This is a genomic window from Chryseobacterium sp. WG14, assembly GCF_024586945.1.
Taxonomy (GTDB): domain Bacteria; phylum Bacteroidota; class Bacteroidia; order Flavobacteriales; family Weeksellaceae; genus Chryseobacterium.
Genome location: NZ_JALCZD010000001.1, coordinates 126,211 through 152,733 on the forward strand (window position 1 = coordinate 126,211; position 26,523 = coordinate 152,733).

Below are 26,523 nucleotides of genomic sequence, written 5' to 3' on the forward strand. Positions count from 1 at the left end.
GTGTTTAAATGATAACCGATAAAGTTCTTAAGCATATAGCAAGTCCTGGCATTAAGAAAATGAATTTTGTCAAGGTGAAAAAAATAGGCCGTTTAATGTATGGAAGAAAAGCAGATAATAAGTCAGCAGATGATCCTTATCAGTTTATCATGTATAGAATGCATTTTATTTTTGCGTAGAATGGAGTCACTTTTTTAGGCAGTAAAATAAAGAAATAGTAAGAAATTACTATATTTGTCCTTTCAAAACCCAATATACAGACATGTAGGATATAATTTCTTTCAGACTTAATCAGGCAGTAACCAAGGAGTTGCTGTTGTTTACCTAATTGTTTTAAGAAAGAAATCATGATTTTACTACAAAATATATCCTTTGGGTTTCCGGGAGGCAACCTGCTATTTAATCATATCAATCTAACGATACCAACTCAAACAAAATCTGCTTTAGTGGGAAGTAATGGTATGGGGAAATCTACCATGCTGAAGCTTATCGCTGATGAATTACAGCCACTAAACGGAAATATAAATATCCATGGAGATATTTTCTATGTTCCGCAACTGTTTGGAAATGGTAATGACCTCACTATTGCAGAATGTCTCAAGATAGACCAAAAGCTATATGCCCTTCAGAAAATTACGGAAGGAGATGTTGATGAAAAATATTTTGAGATCCTGAATGACGACTGGGATCTTGAAGAACGAAGTCGAAATGCTTTACAGTACTGGGGACTTGGGGATTTTGAATTAAACCAAAAGCTTGAAAATTTAAGCGGAGGTCAAAAAACCAAAATTTTCCTTGCCGGAATTCAGATCAATCAGCCGGAGATCATTATACTGGACGAACCTACCAATCATTTGGATATGGAGGGAAGGAAATTATTGTATGATCTGATTGATAAAACAAACGCCACAGTAATTATTGTAAGCCATGACAGAACATTACTGAATCTGGTGGATACCATTTTTGAGTTAAGCAATCAGGGAATTGCCACGTATGGTGGAAACTATGACTTTTATACCCAGCAAAAAGAAGTTGAAGAGGAGGCTTTACATAATGATATTCATGCCCAAGAGCGTGCTTTGAAAAAAGCAAAAGAGAAAGAACGGGAAACCCTGGAGCGGAAACAAAAGCTTGATGCCAGAGGAAAACAGAAGCAGGAAAAGTCCGGTGTCGCCAGGATTATGATGAATACTCTTAGGAACAATGCCGAAAAAAACACATCAAAACTGAAAAATATTCATGCTGAAAAAATCAGTGGTATTTCCGGGAATCTGAGAGATTTACGTTCATCATTAAAGAATTCTGATCAGATGAAAGTAAACTTCAATGACTCCAGCCTGCATTCCGGTAAGATTTTAATGACACTGGAAGAGGTAAATTTCAGCTATGGAGGAGAAAAACTGTGGAAAGAAAATCTAAATCTTGAAATCCGAAGCGGAGAAAGGATCTCTCTTAAAGGTCAGAACGGTTCAGGAAAAACAACCCTGATAAAGCTCTTGCTTGGAAATACAGAACCTTCTGCAGGGAAAATTATAAGAGCAGATTTCAACAGTATTTATGTGGATCAGGAATACTCTCTGATTGAAAACGATTTGAGTATTTATGATTTTGTTCAGAAATTCAATGATCAGGCATTGCAGGAATCCGAGGTGAAAACTTTATTATCCAGATTTTTGTTTGGAAAGGAAACCTGGGATAAAAAATGTGGGGTCTTAAGTGGAGGAGAACGCCTGAGAGTTTTATTATGCGGGCTTTCTGTCAGTAATAAGACTCCGGATATGATTATTCTTGATGAACCTACCAATAATCTGGATCTGCAGAATGTAGAAATTTTAACGAATACCATTAAAGATTATCATGGAACCTTGGTGGTGGTTTCTCACGATGAGGTTTTCCTGAGGGAAATTGGAATGGATAGGGAAGTGGTATTGATTTGATTGTTTTAATTTCTCCCACAGATTTCGAAGATGTTTATGCATTATTTAGATGTTATCAATTGGGAAAATAGGTAAGATTTTAATCTAACGTCAAAGAGAATATTCAATAGAACGGGCTGAGCCCGTTCGTTTAGGATATGATATTTTAAATTTCTCGCAGATCCCACAGATTTTGCAGATATTTATGCATTATTTAGATGTTATCAATTGGGAAATAGGTAACATTTTATTCTAATATTATTCAATAGAACGGGCTTCAGCCCGTTCGTTCGTTTGTTTAGAATAAGATATTTTAAATTTCTCGCAGATCTCACAGATTTCGCAGATGTTTATGCATTATTTAGATGTATCAATTGGGAAAATAGGTAAGATTTTAATCTAACGTCAAAGAGAATATTCAATAGGAATGGGCTTTAGCCCATTCGTTCGTTCGTTCGTTCATTCGCCTTTTTTTGAAATCCAGTCACATATAGTATTCAGAACTTCCTCTCTGATTTCCTCATTCAAAATTTCGTGGCGCATTCCGGAATAGATCTCCACACTTACATCCTGGAAACCATCAGTCTTTAAATGATCCACAGTATACATCACTCCTTTGCTAAAATCACCAATAGGATCATCTTGCCCGCTTACAAATAGAAAAGGAAAAGTCTTGGAAATTAAATCAGCCCAGTTTCTTGCGGTAGCTTTTTTGTAAATACTGAATAAAGCATAGAAGGCATTGTTTGTAAACGGAATCCCACAAAGTTTATCCTGTTCAAAATTACGCCTGTTTCTTAGATTAACACTGAGCCAGCTTGTATCTCCAAAATCTTTATCCTTTGTAAACTGCTTATTGTTGACCCTGGTAAAAGTAGAATTCAAAAAAGTACGGTGATGTGGAGCTATGGCATTGGCTAAAAATAAGTATCCTTTTAATAGATTGATTCCGGGTAAAGGACCGCCGGTTCCGGTAATGATGGCACCTGAAAACCTACCACTTGCTTTTTGAAGAAGACAGCGGGTAATAAAAGAACCCATAGAATGACCAAGAATAAAATGAGAAACATCAGGATATTGTTCTGCAAGATAATCCGCTATCATTTCTGCATCCGCAACTAATCTTTCATCCGGTTTCTCAAGCTGGAAAAATCCAATCTCTTTTTCATCTTTTACAGATTTCCCATGTCCCAGATGATCATACGTTAACACTGCGATTCCCTCAGAAGCAAAATAGGCTGCGATCTCCGAATATCTTCCGCTGTGTTCCTGCATACCATGAACAATCAACAGAGTGGCTTTTGCTGTTTCCGGAGAAAACAGGGTACAGAAAAGCTGGGACTCGTTGTTTATTTTTGAAGAAAGAAATGCTGATTTTCGGGATGAAGCCATGTGAATTTATTATAAGGTAATCAAAGATAACCAAATAAGCATGTATTGAAATATGATATAAACTTATTATGGCAAATTGTTGGTCTTCTGTTTTTTTAATCTTTTGAAGACAGTTAATAAAAACCAAACTATATTAGAAGCTGCAAGTAAAACAATTGACCAATATAAGCTGGTGCCGGTCCTGGTTTCATAAGTTCCGGCTTCTTCTCGAAGAATTACTAAGTTATTAGTATTTATCCCTGTGTTGTCTATTCCTCTTTTATAATCTTCAATCTCTTCAATAGACATTCTTTTAAGAAATTTTGTTTTAAACTGATGCTTGTTGAATTGAAGTTGAGAAGAGTCAATAAAGTTATCAATCAACTGTTCTTGTTTATTTTTGTCATCAAAATATCTATTGCTAAATTTTTTGCCAATTAATAAACCAATCCATACTTGATGAGAATCATGAAATGTTTTTTCTTTATGTACAAGCGGGGAAACGTAATAGCATCCTACCCCAATTTCATTTCCTCGGTCTACGCTTGATTTTGATACAGAAAATTTATAATTACTTGTATCAATTTTTGCATTCTTAATGGAATAATACATAGTGGCTGGGTGTATAAAAATTTCTTCAGGATAATTTAAAGATGTTATTTTTCCATTTTTTCTATTTAAATAAAATGTGAAAGCTATAATTGACGCCGTTAATAGAATCCAGGTTATGAATAAAGTAAATGAGTAAAGCTTTTCACTAATGATAAGCTGTTGAAGTTTTTTTCGTAGAATAAACCAAACAATTATAGCTGAAATTGTTATAGGTAACCAATATCCAAAGTATATATCTTCAATTTCTAAGTATTTATATTGAACCCAATAAGCTATTGAAAAAAATATAAAGTAGGTAATTGAAATTATAGAATATGGAAAAATGATTCTATTTAATTTTTCTTTCATGGTTGTTAAAAGTAAATAAAAACTTTATAATTCCATGATTTTCACTTCACCTAAAAATAAAATTCATTCATAATTTGCCCACCCAATTTTTTAAAAGTAATTTTGCACGAATCTAAAAACAAAAGTAAAATATGTCAACTTATGTAGTTGTAGGTCTTCAGTACGGAGATGAAGGCAAAGGAAAAATCACGGATGTTTTATCAGCGAAATCAGACTATGTAGTACGTTTCCAGGGTGGAGATAACGCTGGTCACACGGTTTATGTGGGTGATGAAAAATTCGTTCTACACCTTCTTCCTTCAGGAGTTCTTCAATGCAAAGGGAAATGTATCATTGCGAATGGTGTAGTGGTAAACCCTAAGTCTTTCATTAGAGAAGTTGGTCAGATTGAGAGCAAAGGCTTAAGATCAGATCATATCTTTATCAGCAGAAGAGCACATGTAATTATGCCTTACCACATCCTTTTGGATACTTACCGTGAAGAAGAACACGGAGGAACTCAGATTGGAACTACCAAAAAAGGAATCGGACCTTGCTATGAAGATAAAATTGCAAGAGTAGGAATCAGAATGGTAGACCTTTTAAATCCTGAAATTTTAAGAGATAAAATTGAGAAGAACTTAAAAGTTAAAAATTCTCTTTTTGAAAAATATTACGATAAACCAACTTTAGACGTTGAAGAGATTTACAACGAATATTTGGAAATCGGAAAGCGGCTTCAGGACAGAATAGTTGATACGGAATTGGAATTGAACGAAGCGATCAGAGACGGTAAAAATGTATTGTTTGAAGGAGCTCAGGCGTTAATGCTTGATATCGACTTTGGAACATATCCATACGTTACTTCATCTTCTCCATCTACAGGAGGCGTTTGTACAGGAGCAGGTGTTCCGCCAACTTCACTTCAGAACTTGATCGGTGTAGCGAAAGCATACTGTACAAGAGTAGGAAACGGACCTTTCCCCTCTGAACTGGATAACGAATTAGGAGAGAAAATCAGACAGATTGGTGGTGAATTCGGAGCTACTACAGGAAGACCTAGAAGAACAGGTTGGTTAGATCTTGTTTCTTTAAAGCATGCTTGTATGATTAACGGGATCAATAACCTGGTTATTACGAAATTAGACGTTCTTACAGGAATTGAAAACCTTAAAATCGTTACCCATTATAAAACTGAAGACGGAAAAATCATCGATTATTTCACTTCATCAACAGAGAAGTTGTACAACTACGAACCTATCTACCAGGATTTACCAGGTTGGGGAGAAGATATCACAAAAGCAAGAAGTTATGATGAACTTCCGGACAATGCTCAGAAATACATCGAGTTTATCGAGAAGTATTTAGGAATCAATGTGTATTTGGTTTCTGTAGGTCCTGAAAGAAGTCAGAACATTATCAGAAAAGAATTATTCTAATAAACTTTAGAAAATAAAATAACAAGAGACCGTCATTGATGGTCTCTTTTTTTGTTAAAAAAAATCGAAAATATTTGAATGCTGCCGGATACTGTTGTAAAATGAATCGGCCATTACCATAATATTGAATTGAAGAGGGAGCACTAATTCACTGCTCATTTTATTTATAGTGTCTGGTGCTGCATTCAATACAGGGCTTTATTTTTTGCCTTTAAACATTATATATCACCATCATAATCAACTCTCCGGGATTACTATGCACATTAATTCTTCTCCTGATGTTTCTTTCTTAAATAGAATATGTTTTACCGCTGTTTTTAAACAATTACAATATTTGGAAAATGTTAAAATTGAATATTGTCATAATTTTTTTTAAAATTATATTGTTTTGATAATTTTTTGGCAGATATTTTGATATCGTATTAATGCTTATCGATAAGAATTAATGAATTAATAATGATTAACAGTTTAAATAGATTGTGATGAAACAACTGAACCAAAACCAGGAATTTCGCTTCAACGAAGTTCTTTTTGAGCACCGCAATAAAGAATACGGCGCTTATGCATTAAGAAACGAATCAGATAGAATATTAACCAAAGCCCTTTTTGTAGGAGTAAGTCTGCTGGCAGCTGTGTCTATTACCCCGTTTGCAATTTCAGCATTTAAAACAGATATACCACATAAGGAGCCAGGAGGTGTAGTGATTGATTTTACTCCGATAATACCAGATGAGCCTGTTGCTCCTGTAAAAATTATCCCTGTAAAACCTACTCCAACCAAAAAAGTAAAAACTTATGATAACAGATTACCGGAGCCTAAAGCAGTGGTAAGAAATGAAAAAACGGAGGAGGTAGACAAAGTAAATGCAGTAGCAAGTGTACAAACTTCACAGGGAAAAGAAACGGAAACTACATCATATGTTCCGATTGTTCCTCAGGTTATCGGAAGAGGAACCGGACCTTCAATAAAAACAGAGACGGTAGTAGAAAAAACAGATCCTAAAAAAATTGAAACGGAACTGAGTGTAGAAGCTAACTTCCTGGGTGGGATAGATTCATTCCGAAACAAGGTAATGAACAACTTCGACAGCTCAGGATTTGAAGCAGAAGATGTAATGAAAACTACAATTACCTTTATTGTAGAAATGGACGGAACAATATCAGGGGTAAAAGCTAATGGAACCAATGCGGATTTTAACAATGAAGCAATAAGAACAATTAAATCAATTTCTAAAAATGGGAAATGGATTCCTGCAAAAAATAAAAAAGGAGAATCCGTAAGAAGTTATTTCAAATTTCCCATCTCAATGAAGTTTGATTAATCACCATAGAAAACGAATTTTAAATAGTTATCCACAAAGATTTTTTTTTGTGGATAATTTTTTTAATCGCTAAAATACTTATTAACAGTATTTTAACTCAATTTTGATTTTAGCCATTCATCGGGAGCAAAGAAAAAAGTGTATTTTTGAAACTTAAAGTTCTAATAATGGCAAAAATCATAGGTATTGCTAATCAAAAAGGGGGAGTTGGAAAAACAACCACCGCTGTAAACTTAGCAGCAGCATTAGGAGTATTGGAGAAAAAAATATTAATCATCGACGCTGACCCCCAGGCAAATGCAACGTCCGGGCTGGGAGTGGAAGATGTTCAGTATTCTACCTACAATCTACTGGAGCATAGTGCAGATACAAGAGCCTGTATCAAAAGAACAGCAACTCCGAATCTGGATATTGTTCCGTCACATATTGACCTGGTAGCAGCAGAAATTGAATTGGTAGACAAAGTAGATCGTGAGTATATGCTGAAAAAAGCATTGGCAAGTGTGAGAGATGATTATGACTACATTATCATCGATTGTGCACCAAGTTTAGGGCTCATCACCGTGAATGCCCTTACCGCTGCAGATTCAGTGATTATTCCTATCCAGTGTGAGTATTTTGCATTAGAAGGATTGGGAAAACTTCTGAATACCGTTAAAAACGTTCAGAAGATCCACAATAAAGATCTTGATATAGAAGGTCTTCTTCTGACAATGTATGACAGCAGATTGAGATTATCAAACCAGGTTGTGGAAGAAGTGAACTTACACTTCCCGGAAATGGTTTTTGAAACCATTATCAGCAGAAATGTACGATTGAGTGAAGCTCCAAGTTTTGGAGAAAGTATCCTTAATTATGATGCTGAAAGTAAAGGAGCCGTTCAGTACATTCAGTTGGCTGAAGAAGTTCTTTTGAGAAACGAAAATTTAATAAAAAATTAAATTAATAAATAAATGGACCCTAAGTAATGCTGGTCATCACTTATCAAACATCATTTATCAATTATATCTATGAAGGACAAGAAAAGAGCTATGGGACGTGGTTTAGGAGCCATTTTAAGTGCTGAATCCAAAGCGAGTGTCAATTCTGCTACGGATGAAGGAGCAGATAAGTTTGTTGGAAATATTGTAGAAGTAGCACTTGAGGATATTTACCCAAACCCGACACAGCCAAGAACTTATTTTGATGAAAAAGCATTAAATGAACTGGCCCAGTCTATCAAAAATTTAGGCGTAATTCAACCGGTTACCTTAAGAAAAGATGGCGAAAAGTTTGAGATCATATCCGGGGAAAGACGTTACAGAGCAACTAAAATTGCCGGGTTAACAACTATTCCTGCATATATCCGTTTAGTTAATGACCAGGAGCTTCTTGAGATGGCTCTTGTTGAAAATATCCAGAGAGAAGACCTTGATGCCATAGAAATAGCCTTAACTTATCAAAGGCTTTTAGAAGAAATTGGCCTTACTCAGGAAAACCTTAGCCAGAGAATTGGAAAGGACAGAAGTACCATTACCAATTCCATCAGATTGCTGAGGCTGAATCCGGATATTCAGAATGCCATCAGAAGTGGTGAAATTTCTGCAGGACATGGGAGAGCGATCATCAGTCTTGAAAATGAAGAAAATCAGCAGATCCTGTTTGATTTGATCATCAAAGAAAAATTAAATGTGCGTCAGGCTGAGCAGGCTGCAACAGCATTGAAGAATCCAAAATCTCCGGCAGCGAAAAAAGTAACTGCAGAGCTTTCCAATAATTATAAAAGAGCCCAGAAGACCATTGCTGATATCCTTGATGTAAAAGTAGAAATCAAAGCTTCTGGAAACGGTAAAAAAGGTAAAATTGTTCTGGACTTCAAAAATGAAGAAGAATTGGAATATATTTTGTCCCATATTAAATAATGAAGAAAATATTTTTCACATTTTTCCTGAATCTTACGGTGCTGGCTTATTCACAAGTCGGCCCTATTGATACTGTTCGGTTACAAAGTCCTCCAAAAGCCGAAATACTCCCTGTTGTAAAACCTGGGAAAACTGAAGCTAAGATCATTGAGGATCTGGAGAAAGCCAATGGACCAACCAAAAAAACACTGAAATTGAACCCTACCAGAGCCGGATTGTATTCAGCCGTGTTCCCGGGGCTAGGCCAGTACTACAATAAAAAATACTGGAAAATTCCAATTGTATGGGGAGCAGTAGGAGCCGGAGTAGGTATTGCCGTATGGAATGACAACCAGTATAAAAAATACCGTGAGTATTATATTGCTAAGCTCAACGGGACGCCTAACGAATTTGTAGATACCCATCCGTGGCTGGATAAAAAGGCCTTGGGAAATGTTCAGGACAGAGCAAAAAGACAAAGGGATTATGCTATTGCTATTACAGGACTAATTTATATCCTTAATATTGTAGATGCCGTAGTAGATGCCCATCTTTATGAAAGCAGACATGACCCGGATTTATCCTTTAAACCGGCTGTTATTCAGGATCAGTATGGTTATGATCAGCCGAAAACAGGATTGAGTTTAAGCTACAGATTTTAATACAAAAAAAGTATACCATAAAGCTGATATGGCTATTATGGTAAAATTATAAAACAAAAATAACAGTATGAGAATAGCATTAGTTGGCTATGGCAAAATGGGGAAGATCATTGATGAGATCGCACAAAAAAGAGGTCATGAAGTAGTGGCCCGCCTTAAGGAAACTCCAACTGCTGAAAATCTTAATCATCCTGATGTTGTCATTGAGTTTTCCCTTCCGGAAGTTGCTTTTGATAACATTAAAGCCTGTCTTGAAAATAAAATTCCTGTCATCTGCGGAACGACAGGATGGCTGGAGAAAAAAGAGGAAATAGAAAAATTAGCTGTTGAAAACGGAACAGCATTCTTATACGGTTCAAACTTTAGCTTAGGAGTAAACTTATTCTTTGCTTTAAACGAAAAGCTTGCCGATCTCATGAAAAACGTTGATGAATACTCTTGTCAGCTTGAGGAAATTCATCATATCCATAAAAAAGATGCACCCAGCGGAACGGCTATTTCCATTGCAGAAGGTATTATTAAAAACAACCCGAAATTTGAAGCATGGAAACTGGAAGAAACTCAGGGAGACCAGCTTGGGATTTTTGCGGTACGTGAAGATGAAGTGCCGGGAACCCATAGTGTGTTTTACAGAAGTGAAGTAGATGAAATTGAGATTAAGCATACGGCTTTTAACAGAAACGGATTTGCATTAGGCGCAGTAGTAGCTGCAGAGTGGATTAAAGACAAGAAAGGGAATTTTGCAATGAAAGACGTTTTAGGGCTTTAATTTGTAACAAATTCTTTAAATTGCGACAAATAACAGAAATGATGAATAGTGAATTGTAATAGCGGAAAAGCTGTGATCATTTATTACTCATCATTTTATCATTTATATTATCAGAATAGGCAAAAAAATTTATGAATTATTTTTTAACTTATACAGTATATGTTCTCATTTTATCCATATTAATGGGGATTTCAACATGGAAGCTGTTTAAAAAAATGGGGTACAGCCCTTTATTAGCATTTATACCCTTCTATAATTATTTCATTATTCTTAAAGAAACAAAACATCCGAAATGGTGGGCAATTCTGTCTTATATGCCAATTGTAGGCCCTATTATGATGTCTGTTTTTCATCTTTACTTAATGAAGAAGTTCGGGAAAACTCTTTTCAAGGACCAGATCCTTACAGTGATCCTGCCGTTTATCTATATGGCTACGGTAAACTATTCTAAAGATACAGAACTTGAAGACGAAAATGCCAATGACCTGTTTCTTACAGACGAAGAAAAAAGCGATAAAAAGAAAGATACATTTTTGGGATCTATTACTTTTGCCGTGGTTTTTGCAACTATCATCCACGTTTTTGTAACCCAGCCTTTCGGAATTCCTACAGGCTCGATGGAAAGAACACTATTGGTAGGTGACTTCCTTTTCGTAAATAAATGGAGCTATGGATACAGGCTTCCAATGCGTCCTTTAGCAATACCTTTCCTTCAGGGAACCATTACAGATACAGGACAAAAAGGAAATCCAAAGGATGATCCAAAATCTTATGTAGACGGGGTAAAATTACCTTATACAAGAATTCTGCAGTTTAATAAGCCACAAAAAAATGATGTAGTTGTATTCAACTATCCCCGTGACTCTGTGCATACTGCAATAGACAGAAAAGACCCTTATGTAAAGAGATGTGTGGCTACAGCAGGAGATACTTTCGAAATGAGAGCCGGAAGGCTTTTTGTTAATGGGAAACCTGAAACTATTTTAGGAGACCAGGAAATACAGCACAGATATATCGTAACCACTGGAAGCCAATTGGACATTCCGGCTTTATATAAGGCGTATGGTTTCTTGCCGGTTCAGGAATTACAGCAGAATAACGGAGGATACCTTTATGCTTTCCAGGGACTGACAGATAAAACGGCTAAAGAAATCAAAGAACTTCCTCAGGTAATTGATATGAAGGAAGATGTTTCTGCAAAAGGAGAAGCCGCAGTATATTATAAGGATGAACTTAAAACAAAAATTGATACTACACAGTCTATTTTTCCTATCAACAAACCATGGAATGCCGACTGGTATGGGCCGGTAAGAATTCCTAAAAAAGGAGATGTAGTAGCGATCAATAACGAGACACTTCCTATGTTCCAATGGATCATTTCAGAATATGAGCACAACAGCTTGGAAAAAAAGAACGGAAAAATCTTTATCAACGGAAAAGAAACCAATCAATATACCATCCAGCAGGATTACTATATGATGGTAGGAGATAACAGAGATGCTTCGCTAGACGCAAGATTCTTTGGATTCGTTCCGGAAGAAAATATTGTCGGAAAACCAATGTTTACATGGATGAGCCTTCAGGGAGCTTTCTCAGACAGCAGCTCTACGTATCAGGCACCATTCAAGGTTCGTTGGGATAGAATGTTTAAAGCAACCAATACTGGAGAAGCCAATAAAACTTCATACTGGTGGATTGCAGCAATGATTTTAATATTATTCTTCGGATGGGAATATTTCGTGAAATTATTCAGAAAGAACAAAACTGAAGACGAGTTATAAATAAAATTAAACTTAAAATAGAATGAAGTATTTGAAAAAATACTTCATTTTTGCATTATGAATATGAAGAATGTTTTATTGCCGGTATTTTATCTGCCGCCGGTGTCATGGTTTTCAGTGTTTTTAGAGGCTGAAAATGAAGTTGTATTTGAACAGTTTGAAAATTTTCCAAAGCAGACGTATAGAAACAGAGCCAATATTTATGGGGCTAATGGGAAACTGTCACTGATTATCCCGATGAACCATAATGGGAAAAGAGAAATGAAAGATATGGAGATCTCCTACAGGGAAGACTTTAGAAATCTTCACTGGAAGTCCATCAAGACTGCGTATCAAAGTTCCCCCTATTTTGAATACTATGAAGATAAACTGAGAAAAATATTTGATCTGAAAGAAAAGTTCCTTCTCGATTTTAACCTTAAGGGGTTAGAGGTGATCCAAGAGATACTTAAAACAGAAAAGGCACACTCTTTGAATGAAGAATATATCAAAAATCCTGAAAGCATTAATTTCAGAGAAAAGTTCTCGGCAAAACATCCTTCCGAATTTGAAATGGAAGAATATTACCAGACGTTCTCAGATAAATTCGGGTTTTTGAAAGATTTATCCGTCCTGGATCTTATTTGTAACAAAGGGCCGGAATCTCTTACTTATTTAAAGAGTATTAAACAATCGTATTAATGCAAATTGCCGGAAGGTAAATGAAGATGACGGTTGTATGACTTTAGAAAAAATAAATATCAACATATGAAAAAGGTATTATTAGCTGCTGTTTTTTTAGCAGGTTTTAGTTTCTCTTATGCACAGGAGTCTAGCGCTAAAAGTATTGATCCGAAAGAGGATAAAGATCTGATGACATGGTATCATAAAGATTTTTCCACTTCAAAAGTATATGGTGTGAACACGGCGAACGCCTATAAATATTTAGAGTCTAAAGGTTTAAAACCTAAAACTGTTGTAGTAGGGGTTTTAGACAGTGGCGTACAGGTTGATCACCCTGGATTGGTGAAAAACCTATGGTCAAACCCTAATGAAGTTCCTGGTAACGGAAAAGATGATGACAGCAACGGATATATTGATGATGTACACGGATGGAACTTTATCGGTGGCAAAAATGGTGATGTAGATATTGATAATATGGAAGTAACAAGAGTTGTTGCTAAATATAAGCCGCTTTTTGAAGGGGATGATTCTACAAAAAATAAAGCCAATCAGGCTAAAATGCCGGAAGACTTTGCTATGTATATGAAAGCTAAAGAGCTTTTCACTAAAAAAAGCATAGAGGCAAAACAGAATTTCCAGACGTATTCCATGATTAATGAGCTGATCCCGAATATGGTAAAACTACTTGGGGGAAAAGCCGTGACAGCAGAAACTATTTCAGCGATCAAAGCACCTACTGAACAAAAAGATGCTATCGCATTTCAAGTGCTGGGCCAGGTATCTCAAAGCCCTGAGTTCAAAGGGAAATCTTCTGCAGAATTTGAGAAGCTGATCAAAGAACAGATGAAAGAAGCTATTGATTATTACGCTCCACAATCCAAGCAGTATGATCTCAGCTATGATACAAGAAAAGAAATCGTAGGAGATAACTATGACGACTATTCACAAAAAAACTATGGTAACAACCATTATGAGGGACCTGATGCAGAGCACGGAACTCACGTAGCCGGAATTATTGCCGGTCTTCCACAAGGGAATGTCATTCAGTATGGTGTAGCTTCCAAGGTAGCAAAGATTATGTCTGTAAGAACAGTTCCTAATGGAGATGAAAGAGATAAAGACGTTGCCAATGCCATCAGATATGCTGTAGATAACGGGGCTAAAGTTCTGAATATGAGCTTTGGAAAACCTGTTTCTCCGGGTAAAAATGTAGTCTGGGATGCTTTTAAATATGCTGAAGACAAAGGCGTACTCTTGGTAAAAGCTGCCGGTAACGAAAATGAAGATGTAGCAGAACACCTGGCATTTCCTACCAATTTTAAAAATGTTGCTGATGAAAAACCATTCGTAAGCAATGTTCTTGTGGTGGGAGCGAGTACCAATAAGAATAATGCATTGAGAGCAAGTTTCTCAAACTATAATAAAAAAATGGTCAATGTTTTTGCTCCGGGAGAAGAAATCTATTCTACCGTTCCTAAAAACGAATATAAGTATCTTCAGGGAACTTCTATGGCTTCACCTGTTGTAGCGGGAGCTGCAGCCATTTTATTGGCGTATATGCCGGATCTTAAACCTTACCAGGTTATAGAATCACTTGTGAAAAGCAGCAACCCCAATACAGAAAACGGATTTACTGATTATTCTCAGGCAGGAGGTGTTATTGATGTGACAAAAGCTGCAGAATATGCTTACACCAACTTTTATAACGGTAAATCATCAACTAAAACTAAGCCTTCGAAATCCGTAAAAAAGACTGTTAAAAAATAGTTTATCTACCTGTATTTAAGGCTAAACCATAAAAGGTCCGAAATTTTCGGACTTTTTTTATTTTTTATTTTCAATTTTGGCACGGTTTTTTGTAACTTTATACTAACAAAATAATAAACAACAAAATGAAAAAGTTACTACTTGCAGGGATGTTAGGAACATCCATTTTTGCAGTGTCTTGTTCCTCAGTGAATAAAGCGGCTACAGCCCAGGATCAAAAAGGAGATTTCCTTAAGATGAAAGGAGATTGGCAGATTGTTAGCGTAAATTACGATAAAGGATTTAAAATTAAGCCTTTCGACGAAGGAGCAGATGCTCAGTGTTTTGTAGGAAGTCATTGGAGACTGATTCCTAATAACTGGACAGGAGCTTATACCTTAAACGGTGGTGGAAATTGTCCGGCTATTACACAACCTATCAAGTTTGAAGTGAAAAATGGTAACACATTTATGTTTAAAAAAATTGCCGCAGGTACTAAAGCAAAACAAAATACAGCAGGATATACGCTGACATTAGTGAGCCAGACTACGGATCAGTTTTCTCTTGAACAGGATGTTCCGTTTGATGGAGAAAATGTGAAAGTTGTTTACAACTTCGAAAGAGCTGGAATGAAATAATTTATCAACATACAAGATCAAAAAAATGAAATTTAATAAAACATACGTAGGAGCCCTTTTTTTATCATCAGCTTTGTTATTAACAAGTTGTGAAGCGGTTCAGAATTCAAACCACCAACAGAGAGGTACAGCAGTAGGTGTTGCATCAGGAGCTGTATTGGGAGGTATCTTAGGTAACAATGTAGGTAAAGGAGGTAATGGAGCTATTGGTGCTGTATTAGGTGGTATTATCGGTGGAGTTGCAGGTAACGTTATCGGTAACAAAATGGATAAGCAGGCTAAAGATATTAAAGAAACTTTACCGGGAGCTCAGGTTGAAAGAGTAGGGGATGGTATTAAAGTAACGATGAATGAAAGTATTGTAAACTTTGCTTTCGACTCTTCAAATCTTACTTCTGTAGCACAAACCAACCTGGATAAGCTAGCTAAGGTATTGGCTGATAACCCGGATACGAATATCAATATCTACGGACATACAGACAGCGTAGGTAAAGATGCTTACAACGTGGCGCTTTCCCAAAGAAGAGCAGATGCTGTAAAAGCTTATTTATCTGGAAAAGGAATAGCAAACAGCAGAATGTTCACAAAAGGTGAAGGTAAAAATATGCCGGTTGCCAGCAATGATACTGATGAAGGAAGAGCTAAAAACAGAAGAGTGGAATTTGCCATTACTGCCAATGAAAAAATGATTAATGATGCCAAACAAGGGCAATAATTAATTTAACATATAAATATTTTCGTAAAAGACCGCCCCGGCGGTTTTTTTTGTATTTTTATGCTGTCAATTTTGAATTTGCTATTTTTGTATTTGAAACAACATAAATGAAGAAATATCTTAAACTGCTCCGTGTGGAGCAATGGGTGAAAAACCTTTTTGTATTTGTCCCTCTGTTTTTCTCAGGTAATATTACCAATATAGACTTACTTTCTAAAAGTATCTTTGCCTTTGTTATTTTCTCATTAGCAGCCAGCGTTGTTTATATTCTGAATGATTATAATGACATTGAAGCAGACAGAAAGCATCCTGAAAAAAGGAGAAGACCCCTGGCGAGTGGAGCGATCTCAAAATCAAAAGCAATAGGAATTCTTCTAGGGCTGGTGATCACAGATATTGCCCTTGTATTTCTTGCGCAGTTTTATTTCCATGAAAATTTATGGAAATTTGGAGCCATCATAAGCTTTTATGTGGTGATGAACCTTGCGTATACATTCAGGCTGAAACATGTTCCTATCATTGATATTTTTATTATTGCGATAGGATTTGTACTGCGGGTTTTGGCTGGTGGTTATATTACAGGAATCAGCATTTCACAATGGGCTATTCTGTTAACATTTGTACTGGCATTGGTATTAGCCATCGGAAAGAGAAGAGGAGAGCTTATTAATGCTCAGGTTTCCGGAAAGACAAGAAAGGCACTGGATGGATATAATGTACAGTTTGCAGATATTGCACTGTCTATTTCCATAACATTGGCCATTGTTTGCTATCTGATGTTTACCCTTTCACCGGAAGTGCAGGCAAGATTTCATGAAAGAGTATTTTATACGGTCATTTTTGTCGTATTTGCTCTGTTGAGATATCTTCAGCAAACCCTGGTATACAACAGAACAGAATCTCCTACCAAGATTGTCTATAGAGACCGTTATATACAGGTAACCCTATTACTTTGGGTTGCTGCATTTTTAATTCAAATTTACTTTAAGAAATGAAGCCGAATTTCACACAGAAGGTTACCAACTGGGGGAATTTCCCGGTAGTGGAAAAAGAGATGAGATCTGAAGACAGCTTCAAAAAAATAAAAGAGTTTGTTCTTGATCATAATGAGGTTATTGCAAGAGGTAACGGAAGATGCTATGGAGATGCCTCATTGGGAGAAACTATATTTTCTACTAAAAAATTAAATAAATTCATCAGTTTTGACCGTTTAAACGGAGTGATAGAATGCGAATCCGGGGTGTTGCTTTCAGATGTACTTGAAATAGCAGTGCCCCAGGGATACTTTCTCTATGTGACACCCGGAACAAAATTTATCTCGGTAGGCGGAGCCATCGCTTCCGATGTTCATGGTAAAAATCATCATGCAGAAGGCTGCTTTTCAGAATATGTCATAGAGTTTAAACTGATGACCGAAAGTGGAGAGATTATTACCTGCTCCAGAGAAGAGAATTCAGAAAAATTTTGGGCAACGATTGGCGGAATGGGTCTTACCGGAATTATTCTCACCGCAAAATTTAAGCTTAAAAATATAGAATCCGCTTACATTCGTCAGGAAAGTATTAAAGCAGATAATCTGGATGAAATTTTCAGACTGTTTGATGAAAGTGAAAACTGGACGTATACGGTAGCGTGGATAGACTGTCTTCAAAAAGGGAAAAATATCGGCAGAAGTATTCTCATGAGAGGGGAGCATGCTTTTCAGCACGAACTTCCCCAAAACTTAGCGAAAACACCTCTTAGATTAAAGAAAAAACTACAGCCTACTGTTCCTTTTTATTTTCCGGGATTTGTGCTGAATGCCCTGACAGTAAAAATCTTCAATTGGTTATATTATAAAAAACAATCCAGGAAGGAAGTCAAAAGTTTTATTGATTATGAAACATTCTTTTATCCGTTAGATGCCATTAATGACTGGAATAAAATCTATGGGAAATCCGGGTTCATACAATATCAGATGGTCATTCCTAAGGAAGCCGGAAAAGAAGGGATGAAAAAAATCCTTGAAACGATTGCTAAAAGTGGCAACGGGTCATTCCTGGCTGTACTAAAGCTTTTTGGAAAAAATAATCCGCAGGCTTATAATTCATTTCCTGTAGAAGGCTATACACTGGCTCTGGATTTTAAAGTAAATTCAAAGCTTAAAAAGCTGGTAGATCAGCTGGACAGCATCGTTCAGGAGTTTGGGGGAAGAATTTATCTTACCAAAGACAGTATGAGCAGATCATCACTGACCAACTACCTGAAAAATATTAGAAACTCTAAATTTGTGTCTTTACAGCACAAAAGAATCTTAAATAACAACTCATAATGATAGTTCTGGGAAGTACATCTGAGGTGGCACAGGCTTTTGTGGAAAAAGCACTTCAGGAAGGCGAAAAGTTTGAAAAAATCTATCTTTTTACCTCAAATAAAGAAACTACAGAAAGATTTGCAAGACATTTAGATGTCAAGTTTCTGCAACAGTCTGAAGTTGTTGAGCTGGATCTTATGAAAGAAATTGATTACAACAGATTTGATAATATCAATTCAAATGTATTATTTTGTGCCGTGGGATATTTGGGAGAAGGAACAGAAGAAGGGCTTTATGATAACAGAAATACTGAGCGTATTATCGGGATCAATTATTCAAAGCTTATTCCTGTGATGAACTATTTTGCTCATAAATTTGAAAACAGGAGATCGGGAACGATTATCGGGCTTTCATCAGTAGCCGGAGACCGGGGAAGGCAGAGTAATTTTATCTATGGAAGTGCAAAAGCTGCTTTTACAGCGTATTTAAGCGGTCTGAGGAATTTCCTTTTTGATAAAAAAGTACATGTTCTGACAGTAAAACCTGGATTTATGGCTACCAAAATGACAGAAGGCCTGCCTTTAAATCCTAAGCTGACGGCAAGCCCCAAACAAGCTGCTGCCTGTATTTATAAAGCCTTCAAAAAGCAGAATAATGTGGCATATGTTTTGCCGATCTGGAGTATTATCATGATGATTATCAGGAATATCCCTGAATTTATATTTAAAAAATTAAAGCTTTAAAAAAATGAAAAAATTGTATTGTTTTGATTTTGACGGAACGCTGACGTATAAAGATACCATGTTTATGTATCTGAAGTTTTACGATTCTACAAAGTACAGAATACAATTTTTAAAGCATGTTCCTCTTTTTATTTTACTGAAGCTAAAACTTGCTGAAACCGAAAAGGTGAAAAAAAGTTTTATAGGATCTATTCTGAAAGGACAGACCCAGGAAAAAATAGAAATGAAGTCTAAACAGTTTTTTGAACACCATTATCCTCAAATTGTCAGGGAAAATGCACTCGACTTTATAAAAAATATCGATAGGAATAATATACAGAGTTTATTGGTTACTGCTTCTTTGGATATCTGGGTAAAACCTTTTGCCGAAGAATTGAAAATGCAGCTTGTTTCTACGCGGGCAGAGTTTAAAAACGGGGTTTTCACAGGAAATTTTATAGGTAAAAACTGCAACGGAAAAGAAAAACTGGTAAGAATAAAAGAAGAAATAAACGATTCCAGATATGATAAAATTATTGCATTTGGTGATACTTCCGGAGATCGGCCAATGTTGAAATGGGCAAATGAGGGACATTACCAATTTTTTCATTAATTTTGGATGATAAAAGTATAAAAAATGAAAAGGCTGTTAACTGTATTTGCTGCAATGCTCATGAGCTGTACAAATACACCATCCCAAAAGGCTTCAGGTATGCAGAAAAGCGTAGAAATTCTTGTTTCTGAGTCTCAGGGAGGCGCAGACCAGGCTGGTTTCAGAATTATTAAAGACGAAAAAGATTTCCAGAACAGCATCAGACAAAGCTTTGGTGTTATAGATATGGAAAAAGAACCGGCTATTGATTACCCGAAATTTCCAAAAAATAAGAAAGTTGTTCTCTATAACCTGGGAAGTTTCAGGTCAGGAAGTCACAGAATTACAGAGATTAAAACGGTGTATGTAAGCAATAACATCCTGTATGTGGAAGTTCCTGCCGGAGAACCTTCCGGGGGAATGGAAATTCAGGTGATTTCTAATCCGTGGTTTGTTTTTGCAGTTCCTTCAGATTACCAATTTAACTCCGTAGAATTAAAATATTCAAAATAATAATGGATAAAATATATTTAGATAATGCCGCCACTACTCCTCTTGCAGAAGAAGTAATAGACGCAATGGTTGGTACGATGAAGATGAATTTCGGAAATCCATCTTCCACTCACAGCTTTGGCCAGGAAGCAAAAATACTTATTGAAAATGTAAGAAGACAGGTTGCAGACTATCTTCATGTAAGTCCTGCTGAAATCATTTTCACTTCATGTGGAACGGAATCAAACAATATGATCATTAAATCCAGCGTAGAACACCTTGGAGTAGAAAGGATCATCAGTTCTCCTTTGGAACACAAATGTGTTTCTGAAAGTATTCTGGATATGAAAAGCAGAAAGGGAGTAGAGGTAAGCTATATCCGTCCTAATGAAAAAGGAGATATTGACCTTTCTAAATTAGAGGAATTATTAAAATCCTCAGATAAAAAAACGTTGGTAAGCTTAATGCATGCCAACAACGAAATAGGAAATATCATCAACCTTAAAAAGGTAGCGCAGCTATGCAAAGAATATCATGCACTGTTCCATTCAGATACGGTACAGACCATGGCTCATATGAACCTTGATCTTTCTGATATTCCTGTAGACTTTGCTTCATGCAGTGCTCATAAGTTTCATGGGCCTAAAGGTTCAGGTTTTGCGTTTATCAGAAAAGCAACAGGGCTAAAAGGAATCATTACCGGAGGACCTCAGGAAAGAAGCCTTAGGGCAGGGACAGAAAATGTTTGCGGTATTGTTGGCCTTGGTAAAGCATTAGAGCTTTCTCTGAATCATATGGAAGAATATACAAACCATATGCAGAAAATTAAAGACTATGCTATAGAAAGACTTTCTGCAGAAATAGAAGGGATTAAATTCAACGGAAGAAGTGCTGAAAAAGAAAACAGCCTTTACACGGTATTAAGTGCATTATTACCTTATAAGAACCCATTGATAGGTCTTCAGCTGGATATGAAAGGAATTGCCATTTCTCAGGGTAGTGCGTGCTCTTCCGGAGCCTCCAAGCCATCAATGGTAATGATGATGGTGCTTTCTGAAGATGAAATGGATCATTGTACACCATTACGTATTTCTTTCAGCCATATGACAACAAAAGCAGAGATTGATGCTTTAGTAACAGCCTTAAAGGAAATTTCAAGTGACTATGCTATAGAAAAAACTAATGTTGAGCATAGATAGTCTTATGATGTAAAAATCGTAATTTTGAACATTCAATAGAAGAATTGAACGAGAATATAATATTAATTAAAATAAAAGAAACAAAATGGCTTTAGAAATTACGGACAGCTCATTTCAGGATACGGTTTTAAAATCTGATAAACCGGTATTAGTAGACTTCTGGGCAGTATGGTGCGGACCATGCAGAACTTTGGGACCAATCATCGAAGAAGTGGCTTCAGATTTTGAAGGAAAAGCAGTAGTAGGGAAAGTGGATGTAGACAACAACCAGGAAATTTCAATGCAGTATGGAATCAGAAATATCCCTACAGTTCTTATTTTTAAGAACGGTGAAGTAGTAGATAAATTAGTAGGTGTTACTCCAAAAGAGGTAATCGCTGAGAAATTAAGCGCACACTTATAAAAAAATAAGTTTGATAATGAATGCCTTCCAGTATTGGAAGGTATTTTTTTTAAAATAATTTGCAGTTAACAAAAAAAGGTGTAATTTTGCAACCACGAAAAAGAAACGACGTTCTTACACAAAAATGATCCGGTAGTTCAGCTGGTTAGAATGCCGCCCTGTCACGGCGGAGGTCGCGGGTTCGAATCCCGTCCGGATCGCGAAGTTTTATCAATTTCTTTAAAAAATTGATCCGGTAGTTCAGCTGGTTAGAATGCCGCCCTGTCACGGCGGAGGTCGCGGGTTCGAATCCCGTCCGGATCGCGAAGTTTTATCAATTTCTTTAAAAAAAAATTGATCCGGTAGTTCAGCTGGTTAGAATGCCGCCCTGTCACGGCGGAGGTCGCGGGTTCGAATCCCGTCCGGATCGCAATTACAATCAATGTAATATGAAAACTGTGAAATCTAGATTTCACAGTTTTTTTGTTTTTTAGGACTATCTGTTCTAAGGCTTAGAAAATACTTTTAATAAATTCGTTCAAGAAAACTCCTTTGGGGTCTATGTTGTTTCGTAGTTCCCGGAAATCATTTATTCCTGGAAACCTTTCTTCTAATTCCGATTTTGACAGATCTGAAAGTTTTCCCCAATTAGGAGAGGCATTATATTTTTTCATAACATCAAAAAATAACTGCATAGACGGGTGTATTTTTTTCTCACGGTATTCACGCACACACATACCAATATAAAAAGTATCTTTTTGGTAGGAGGGGCTGAGCCATGATTCTTCGGCAGCAGTGTAACGAAGGTCTACGGGGAAATGAACCTTGTGTTCAGTATGTTCCAAAGTATCTCTGAATTCTTTTAATGCCTTTTTGTGAATGCCGTCAGGTATCGGTAGTCCATATTCTGAAACTACCATTGGTATTGTTTCATCATGTACCAATATTTCAAAACTATTTCCAATCTTTGTGCGTGGCGTGAAGAAATAATCAAGACAGTAGGCATTGATTTCCGGGATCAGGGAAGGGTCCGCATTACTCTTTATGAATAGGGGAGTGGTTAAGGTATCAATTTGGAGATCTCTGTCTTTTTGTTCCCGGGTATAGTTTTCCCATTTGCTTTTTTCGCTGTATTGTTCTTTTTCTACCCGCTCTGCTCTGAACAGATATACTTTATCTGTGTGTGGAAACCACCATGCCTTAAAATATTCATAGCGTTTGGCATAATCATCCATAGACTCAAGGAATTCATCAAATTCAATAACAGACTCTTCTGATTTCAGATAGAATAGTGGTTCACATTTTAATGTTATTTCTGTAACTATTCCAAGTGAACCCAGCGATAAGGACGCGGCTTCCAATATATTTAGGTTTTTGTTCCCGATCTTCAATATTGTTTCTTTATTTATTTCCAAAAGATCTCCTGATGCTGTTATCATGCGTAATCTTTCAATCTGCGCCGAAAGGCTTCGGTGTTTTAAGCCACTGCCATGCGTACCTGTTGCTAATGCACCGGCAACTGTCTGTTTATTAATAACTCCAAAATTGGGAAAGGATAATGTGTTTGCTTTTAAAATAGTATACAGTTCATGCAGATACATTCCACCTTGGCAGGTAACAGAGTCTTTTCCCACCGAAATTAGTTTCCGGTAGTTTTTTAAAGAAACCAGAATCTCATTACTGATAGCAATGGGAGAAAAGGAATGTCCTGAACCGATTACACGAATCTTTTTTTTGTTTTTTTCTGCGAAACAGACTATTTCTATGATCTGTTCTTCAGTTTCCGGTTCAAAATAATTTTCAGCAATACAGGATTGATTTCCTGCCCAGTTATTCCAGCTATAATTCTCTTCTTTAATCATTAATATTCGATGCTTCAGTGGCTACTATTGTTGATTCGCTGTATGCAGAGGTATTGATGCCGGTATGTTTTTCTGCTTCTACCTGTTCTTTGACCCATCTGTATGTTTTTTCTATTCCAACGGATAAAGAAATAGAAGGCTTCCAGCCAAGCACTTCCTCAATAAGACTATTGTCAGAATTTCTTCCGCGGACACCTTCTGGTCCTGCGATATGCTTCAGAGGCAGACTTCTGTCCGCAATTTCCATCACAAGTCTTGCAAAGTCATTCATTGAGATCATCTCTTCGGAACCCAGGTTGAGAGGTTTGTTATAATCTGATTTCATGATACGGATCACACCTTCCACGCAATCATTAATATAGCAAAATGAACGTTTCTGTTCACCATCACCCCATATTTCGAAAACGGATTCTGATGCAGCAGCTTTACGACAGAAGGCGGCAGGAACTTTTTCTCTTCCTCCTTTCCAGGTTCCGCATTCTCCATAAATCCCATGAAATCTTGCAATACGTACTTGCATTTGTGGGAATTCTTCCGAATACTTCATGGCAATTTCTTCACCATATAGCTTTTCAAGTCCGTAAATATCTTGTGGATAGGCTGGCCAGGCATCTTCTTCTTTCAATCCAATAGTGTGTTCAGAATTATCCTGTACATGCAAAGGGTAGACGCAGGCACTCGAAGAATAAAAATAACGTTTTACATTGTGATGTCTTGCCGCTTCCAACATATTTAAGCTAATCATTGTATTATTATATCCGATCCGGCTATGGTTGCTTTGAATAAAACCCATGCCTCCCATGTCTGCTGCGAGGTTGAAAACCCAGTCGATTCCTTCACAGGCTTTCAGGCAATTTTTCATATTACGGAGATCAATTCTGAGGAATTCATGGCAGAACTCTCTTGGTTGCATAAATTCAGGACTTACCCAATCTGCCCCTATTACATAGTATCCTTCGCGTTTTAACCGCTTCCCCAAATGGGAGCCTATAAATCCACTTGCTCCGGTTATCAATACTTTAATTTTATCATTCTTCAGAATACGTTTAGGCTCAATTAATTTTAGTATCTCAGCGATATAGGGATGATGGGTATAGACTCCCTCTAATTCTATTGGGAGAGTTCCGTTAATATCAAACCATTGGCCATCCGAATGATCAAGATCAAATCCCAAAGGGATATCCTCAACCTCTGCCTGGAAAGTAATGTTTACCGTATGGGAAGAAGCTCCCTGCTCAGAATCGTTAAATTCTGTAGAGAATGTACCCAGATACTTGGTTATTTTTATTTTGTCTTCCGGGATATTCAGTTCTAAAGCGGCTTTTCTAATTCCACAGGCTTCTATCCCTTCATTTTTCAGCATTCTGCCGCCCTGCATCCAGTAAATGTCTTTACTCGGCTTATTTTTACGTTTGGTAAGGAAAGCTTTATTGTCTTTGACGATGATAAGGTCCACACAAATTAAAGGGACATTGTCAAGGATAGAGCGGTAAAGATCGGTGGGGATGATTCCGGCAGAAGATTTTAAAATGTTTTCATCTTTGTAATGTAGCGGGTTCTTTTCCATTGATTAGTTTCTTTAAGTTATTTAATGATTTTTATAAAAGATTGAATTGTTTTTGAAAATTGTTCATAATAGAAGAGCTGATATTTTCTTTATAGGCATGTATGCTTTTTTCTACCTCTTGTTTAGAAGATGCTCCTATTACTATGGTGTTCACGGCAGGATGATTCAGAATGAATTTGTAATTAAGTGCCATTAAGCTGATCTCGTTTTTATTGCACCATACATACATCTGCATGGCTTTTTCTAGTGAAACATCTTTTTCTATGGCATAATGACAGATGTTGATATCCAAAGGATTTTTACCGGAAAGTAACCCCATGCATAAGGCTGACCCCAGCATAACGGCAACATTATTTTTGTGGGCAGTGTCCAGTAAAACATCTGCCTTGGTACATAAAAGATTATAATCGAGATAAGGCAGGATAACATCGGCATAACCAGAAGAAATGAATTGATAGTGGAGATTATGATTCCGGACACCAAGGCCAATATTATGAATCACCTTTTCTTCTTTTAGCCTTAAAAGAGTCTCCATGCCGTTGTTTTTCAACATGCTTTTAAAATCAGTATCAGAAGGATCGTGGATGTGCACAATGTCCAGATAGTCTGTTTGTAATGTCTTTAAACTGTTATCAATACTCTTCAGGATAGCGTCTGCTGTAAATCCCTTATATTTAGGATGGGTACCTACTTTTGTAGAAAGGATAAAAGATGAGCGGTTTCCGTATTCTTGTAATGAAATACCAATCTTTTTCTCACTATCCCCATAAAAAGGCGAAGTATCAATGAGAGTTATACCATTTTCCAATGCGAATAATACGGTTTCTACTGCTTGTTTTTCCGATATTGGACCTTGAAAGAATACACTTTCATTGCAGGAACCAATACCCGCCCCACCGAGAGAAATTGGAAAAACAGGAGTTTTATTGATATATTTTATTTCTTTTATCTCCATATTGTGAATTATTTATAATTCAAAAATAATGATTTTATGTTGATAATATTTAAATTGATTGTTTTTTTTGAATAAACATGGGAAAGATGTAAATCGTAACTATTGTGGATCATATTTCGGTACAAAAACATGATAACTTGAGAGGTGGGAATATTGAAAATAGCCTATAAATGGGACTTTATACAATGTTTGTCAATAGCTTTTTTTTAAAATTTTTATAATTGATAACCTGTAGTTTATATAAATATTATAGAAAAAAAGCTTATGTTTGTTTGGAGGGACTAAAAAAAGATGTATTTTTGCAATCACAAAAAGAAACTGAGTTCTTTCAAAAAAATAAAACATGATCCGGTAGTTCAGCTGGTTAGAATGCCGCCCTGTCACGGCGGAGGTCGCGGGTTCGAATCCCGTCCGGATCGCAACTATTTAATCAAAATAGTACAAAATGCTGTAAAATAGATGTTTTACAGCATTTTTTGTTTTGTGCCTGTTCCAAAAGAAACTTAAAAACCACAATCTGAAAGTGACCTGTTGAAAAGGAATAAAAATGTCACTGAAAAGTAAGAAAAAGCTTGTTCATAAATTGAACATCTTGTGGGACGTTTTTAATGAATTTAA

Annotated in this window: 24 protein-coding genes and 4 tRNA genes; 23 read left to right on the forward strand and 5 right to left on the reverse strand. The window is 36.4% G+C overall.

Features of this window, described 5'->3' with window-relative positions; translation table 11 throughout:
* The first annotated feature begins 347 nt into the window (after nucleotides 1–347).
* Nucleotides 348–1,937: an ABC-F family ATP-binding cassette domain-containing protein gene (locus tag MP478_RS00495; RefSeq protein WP_257199252.1), complete on the forward strand. Its 1,590-nt coding sequence runs from the start codon at nucleotides 348–350 to the stop codon at nucleotides 1,935–1,937.
* Nucleotides 1,938–2,375: 438 nt separating this feature from the next.
* On the opposite strand, the gene MP478_RS00500 is transcribed toward MP478_RS00495, so the two are convergent.
* Together MP478_RS00500 and MP478_RS00505 are read right to left on the reverse strand one after the other, a co-directional pair.
* Nucleotides 2,376–3,308, reverse strand: coding sequence for a lysophospholipase (locus MP478_RS00500; protein WP_257199253.1), 933 nt, complete (start codon nucleotides 3,306–3,308; stop codon nucleotides 2,376–2,378).
* A gap of 66 nt (nucleotides 3,309–3,374) precedes the next feature.
* Nucleotides 3,375–4,247 carry a hypothetical protein gene (locus tag MP478_RS00505; RefSeq protein WP_257199254.1) on the reverse strand — a complete coding sequence of 291 codons (873 nt, stop codon included), beginning with the start codon at nucleotides 4,245–4,247 and terminating at the stop codon, nucleotides 3,375–3,377.
* 131 nt (nucleotides 4,248–4,378) lie between these two features.
* On the opposite strand from MP478_RS00505, the gene MP478_RS00510 reads away from it, so the two are divergent.
* The 21 genes from MP478_RS00510 to MP478_RS00610 all read left to right on the forward strand — a co-directional run bounded on the left by MP478_RS00510 (nucleotide 4,379) and on the right by MP478_RS00610 (nucleotide 21,951).
* The gene (locus tag MP478_RS00510) at nucleotides 4,379–5,665 is read left to right on the forward strand and encodes an adenylosuccinate synthase (protein WP_257199255.1); all 1,287 of its coding nucleotides are present in this window, start codon (nucleotides 4,379–4,381) and stop codon (nucleotides 5,663–5,665) included.
* A gap of 482 nt (nucleotides 5,666–6,147) precedes the next feature.
* Entirely contained in the window at nucleotides 6,148–6,987 is an 840-nt protein-coding gene (locus tag MP478_RS00515) for an energy transducer TonB (RefSeq protein WP_257199256.1), read from the forward strand.
* A 167-nt stretch (nucleotides 6,988–7,154) separates the two neighbouring features.
* Nucleotides 7,155–7,928: a ParA family protein gene (locus MP478_RS00520; protein WP_230036902.1), complete on the forward strand. Its 774-nt coding sequence runs from the start codon at nucleotides 7,155–7,157 to the stop codon at nucleotides 7,926–7,928.
* 69 nt (nucleotides 7,929–7,997) lie between these two features.
* Nucleotides 7,998–8,888 (forward strand): ParB/RepB/Spo0J family partition protein, encoded by an 891-nt coding sequence (locus MP478_RS00525; RefSeq protein ID WP_230036900.1) that lies wholly within the window; start codon nucleotides 7,998–8,000, stop codon nucleotides 8,886–8,888.
* On the forward strand, nucleotides 8,888–9,529 hold the full coding sequence (locus MP478_RS00530) for a DUF5683 domain-containing protein (protein WP_257199257.1): 642 nt from the start codon (nucleotides 8,888–8,890) through the stop codon (nucleotides 9,527–9,529). Before MP478_RS00525 ends, MP478_RS00530 begins: the two co-directional genes overlap by 1 nt.
* Nucleotides 9,530–9,596: 67 nt before the next feature.
* On the forward strand, nucleotides 9,597–10,298 hold the full coding sequence (dapB, locus tag MP478_RS00535; protein WP_257199258.1) for a 4-hydroxy-tetrahydrodipicolinate reductase: 702 nt from the start codon (nucleotides 9,597–9,599) through the stop codon (nucleotides 10,296–10,298).
* A 131-nt stretch (nucleotides 10,299–10,429) separates the two neighbouring features.
* Nucleotides 10,430–12,079: a signal peptidase I gene (lepB, locus tag MP478_RS00540; RefSeq protein WP_230036894.1), complete on the forward strand. Its 1,650-nt coding sequence runs from the start codon at nucleotides 10,430–10,432 to the stop codon at nucleotides 12,077–12,079.
* Between the two features lie 57 nt (nucleotides 12,080–12,136).
* Complete coding sequence (locus tag MP478_RS00545; RefSeq protein WP_373691652.1) at nucleotides 12,137–12,760, forward strand: WbqC family protein; 624 nt, start codon at nucleotides 12,137–12,139, stop codon at nucleotides 12,758–12,760.
* 66 nt (nucleotides 12,761–12,826) lie between these two features.
* Nucleotides 12,827–14,509 carry a S8 family serine peptidase gene (locus tag MP478_RS00550; protein ID WP_257199259.1) on the forward strand — a complete coding sequence of 561 codons (1,683 nt, stop codon included), beginning with the start codon at nucleotides 12,827–12,829 and terminating at the stop codon, nucleotides 14,507–14,509.
* 125 nt (nucleotides 14,510–14,634) lie between these two features.
* On the forward strand, nucleotides 14,635–15,126 hold the full coding sequence (locus MP478_RS00555; protein WP_230036889.1) for a lipocalin family protein: 492 nt from the start codon (nucleotides 14,635–14,637) through the stop codon (nucleotides 15,124–15,126).
* A gap of 25 nt (nucleotides 15,127–15,151) precedes the next feature.
* Complete coding sequence (locus tag MP478_RS00560; protein WP_047487000.1) at nucleotides 15,152–15,841, forward strand: OmpA family protein; 690 nt, start codon at nucleotides 15,152–15,154, stop codon at nucleotides 15,839–15,841.
* A gap of 107 nt (nucleotides 15,842–15,948) precedes the next feature.
* Entirely contained in the window at nucleotides 15,949–16,836 is an 888-nt protein-coding gene (locus tag MP478_RS00565; RefSeq protein WP_230036888.1) for a decaprenyl-phosphate phosphoribosyltransferase, read from the forward strand.
* The gene (locus MP478_RS00570) at nucleotides 16,833–18,152 is read left to right on the forward strand and encodes an FAD-binding oxidoreductase (RefSeq protein WP_230036885.1); all 1,320 of its coding nucleotides are present in this window, start codon (nucleotides 16,833–16,835) and stop codon (nucleotides 18,150–18,152) included. The genes MP478_RS00565 and MP478_RS00570 overlap by 4 nt, the downstream gene beginning before the upstream one ends.
* On the forward strand, nucleotides 18,152–18,877 hold the full coding sequence (locus tag MP478_RS00575) for an SDR family NAD(P)-dependent oxidoreductase (protein WP_230036883.1): 726 nt from the start codon (nucleotides 18,152–18,154) through the stop codon (nucleotides 18,875–18,877). Before MP478_RS00570 ends, MP478_RS00575 begins: the two co-directional genes overlap by 1 nt.
* Before the next feature lie 4 nt (nucleotides 18,878–18,881).
* Entirely contained in the window at nucleotides 18,882–19,469 is a 588-nt protein-coding gene (locus MP478_RS00580; protein ID WP_047486987.1) for an HAD-IB family hydrolase, read from the forward strand.
* 24 nt (nucleotides 19,470–19,493) lie between these two features.
* On the forward strand, nucleotides 19,494–19,961 hold the full coding sequence (locus tag MP478_RS00585) for a hypothetical protein (protein ID WP_230036879.1): 468 nt from the start codon (nucleotides 19,494–19,496) through the stop codon (nucleotides 19,959–19,961).
* Nucleotides 19,962–19,963: 2 nt separating this feature from the next.
* Nucleotides 19,964–21,139: a cysteine desulfurase family protein gene (locus MP478_RS00590; protein WP_230036877.1), complete on the forward strand. Its 1,176-nt coding sequence runs from the start codon at nucleotides 19,964–19,966 to the stop codon at nucleotides 21,137–21,139.
* 85 nt (nucleotides 21,140–21,224) lie between these two features.
* Complete coding sequence (trxA, locus tag MP478_RS00595) at nucleotides 21,225–21,542, forward strand: thioredoxin (protein WP_047099031.1); 318 nt, start codon at nucleotides 21,225–21,227, stop codon at nucleotides 21,540–21,542.
* A 126-nt stretch (nucleotides 21,543–21,668) separates the two neighbouring features.
* Nucleotides 21,669–21,742, forward strand: a tRNA-Asp gene (locus MP478_RS00600).
* A 29-nt stretch (nucleotides 21,743–21,771) separates the two neighbouring features.
* Nucleotides 21,772–21,845: transfer RNA gene (locus MP478_RS00605), tRNA-Asp, on the forward strand.
* 32 nt (nucleotides 21,846–21,877) lie between these two features.
* A tRNA-Asp gene (locus MP478_RS00610) sits at nucleotides 21,878–21,951 on the forward strand.
* 82 nt (nucleotides 21,952–22,033) lie between these two features.
* Here MP478_RS00610 and MP478_RS00615 read toward each other — a convergent pair.
* The 3 genes from MP478_RS00615 to MP478_RS00625 are packed head-to-tail and all read right to left on the reverse strand — an operon-like array spanning nucleotide 22,034 to nucleotide 25,905.
* On the reverse strand, nucleotides 22,034–23,383 hold the full coding sequence (locus MP478_RS00615; protein WP_257199260.1) for a D-arabinono-1,4-lactone oxidase: 1,350 nt from the start codon (nucleotides 23,381–23,383) through the stop codon (nucleotides 22,034–22,036).
* Nucleotides 23,376–24,950, reverse strand: coding sequence for an NAD-dependent epimerase/dehydratase family protein (locus MP478_RS00620; RefSeq protein WP_257199261.1), 1,575 nt, complete (start codon nucleotides 24,948–24,950; stop codon nucleotides 23,376–23,378). The genes MP478_RS00615 and MP478_RS00620 overlap by 8 nt, the downstream gene beginning before the upstream one ends.
* Nucleotides 24,951–24,981: 31 nt before the next feature.
* On the reverse strand, nucleotides 24,982–25,905 hold the full coding sequence (locus MP478_RS00625) for an aldo/keto reductase (protein ID WP_257190665.1): 924 nt from the start codon (nucleotides 25,903–25,905) through the stop codon (nucleotides 24,982–24,984).
* Nucleotides 25,906–26,250: 345 nt separating this feature from the next.
* Between MP478_RS00625 and MP478_RS00630 the strand changes: the two genes are divergently transcribed.
* A tRNA-Asp gene (locus MP478_RS00630) sits at nucleotides 26,251–26,324 on the forward strand.
* Nucleotides 26,325–26,523: the final 199 nt, after the last annotated feature.

Coding starts and splice junctions, on each gene's coding strand:
- MP478_RS00530 (WP_257199257.1), top strand. CDS start 8,888: ATGAAGAAAATATTTTTCACATTTTTCCTGAATCTTACGGTGCTGGCT.
- MP478_RS00555 (WP_230036889.1), top strand. CDS start 14,635: ATGAAAAAGTTACTACTTGCAGGGATGTTAGGAACATCCATTTTTGCA.
- MP478_RS00520 (WP_230036902.1), top strand. CDS start 7,155: ATGGCAAAAATCATAGGTATTGCTAATCAAAAAGGGGGAGTTGGAAAA.
- MP478_RS00545 (WP_373691652.1), top strand. CDS start 12,137: ATGAATATGAAGAATGTTTTATTGCCGGTATTTTATCTGCCGCCGGTG.
- dapB (WP_257199258.1), top strand. CDS start 9,597: ATGAGAATAGCATTAGTTGGCTATGGCAAAATGGGGAAGATCATTGAT.
- MP478_RS00525 (WP_230036900.1), top strand. CDS start 7,998: ATGAAGGACAAGAAAAGAGCTATGGGACGTGGTTTAGGAGCCATTTTA.
- MP478_RS00565 (WP_230036888.1), top strand. CDS start 15,949: ATGAAGAAATATCTTAAACTGCTCCGTGTGGAGCAATGGGTGAAAAAC.
- MP478_RS00505 (WP_257199254.1), bottom strand. CDS start 4,247: ATGAAAGAAAAATTAAATAGAATCATTTTTCCATATTCTATAATTTCA.
- MP478_RS00585 (WP_230036879.1), top strand. CDS start 19,494: ATGAAAAGGCTGTTAACTGTATTTGCTGCAATGCTCATGAGCTGTACA.
- trxA (WP_047099031.1), top strand. CDS start 21,225: ATGGCTTTAGAAATTACGGACAGCTCATTTCAGGATACGGTTTTAAAA.
- MP478_RS00580 (WP_047486987.1), top strand. CDS start 18,882: ATGAAAAAATTGTATTGTTTTGATTTTGACGGAACGCTGACGTATAAA.
- MP478_RS00615 (WP_257199260.1), bottom strand. CDS start 23,383: ATGATTAAAGAAGAGAATTATAGCTGGAATAACTGGGCAGGAAATCAA.
- MP478_RS00590 (WP_230036877.1), top strand. CDS start 19,964: ATGGATAAAATATATTTAGATAATGCCGCCACTACTCCTCTTGCAGAA.
- MP478_RS00510 (WP_257199255.1), top strand. CDS start 4,379: ATGTCAACTTATGTAGTTGTAGGTCTTCAGTACGGAGATGAAGGCAAA.
- MP478_RS00560 (WP_047487000.1), top strand. CDS start 15,152: ATGAAATTTAATAAAACATACGTAGGAGCCCTTTTTTTATCATCAGCT.
- MP478_RS00620 (WP_257199261.1), bottom strand. CDS start 24,950: ATGGAAAAGAACCCGCTACATTACAAAGATGAAAACATTTTAAAATCT.
- MP478_RS00500 (WP_257199253.1), bottom strand. CDS start 3,308: ATGGCTTCATCCCGAAAATCAGCATTTCTTTCTTCAAAAATAAACAAC.
- MP478_RS00625 (WP_257190665.1), bottom strand. CDS start 25,905: ATGGAGATAAAAGAAATAAAATATATCAATAAAACTCCTGTTTTTCCA.
- lepB (WP_230036894.1), top strand. CDS start 10,430: ATGAATTATTTTTTAACTTATACAGTATATGTTCTCATTTTATCCATA.
- MP478_RS00515 (WP_257199256.1), top strand. CDS start 6,148: ATGAAACAACTGAACCAAAACCAGGAATTTCGCTTCAACGAAGTTCTT.
- MP478_RS00575 (WP_230036883.1), top strand. CDS start 18,152: ATGATAGTTCTGGGAAGTACATCTGAGGTGGCACAGGCTTTTGTGGAA.
- MP478_RS00495 (WP_257199252.1), top strand. CDS start 348: ATGATTTTACTACAAAATATATCCTTTGGGTTTCCGGGAGGCAACCTG.
- MP478_RS00550 (WP_257199259.1), top strand. CDS start 12,827: ATGAAAAAGGTATTATTAGCTGCTGTTTTTTTAGCAGGTTTTAGTTTC.
- MP478_RS00570 (WP_230036885.1), top strand. CDS start 16,833: ATGAAGCCGAATTTCACACAGAAGGTTACCAACTGGGGGAATTTCCCG.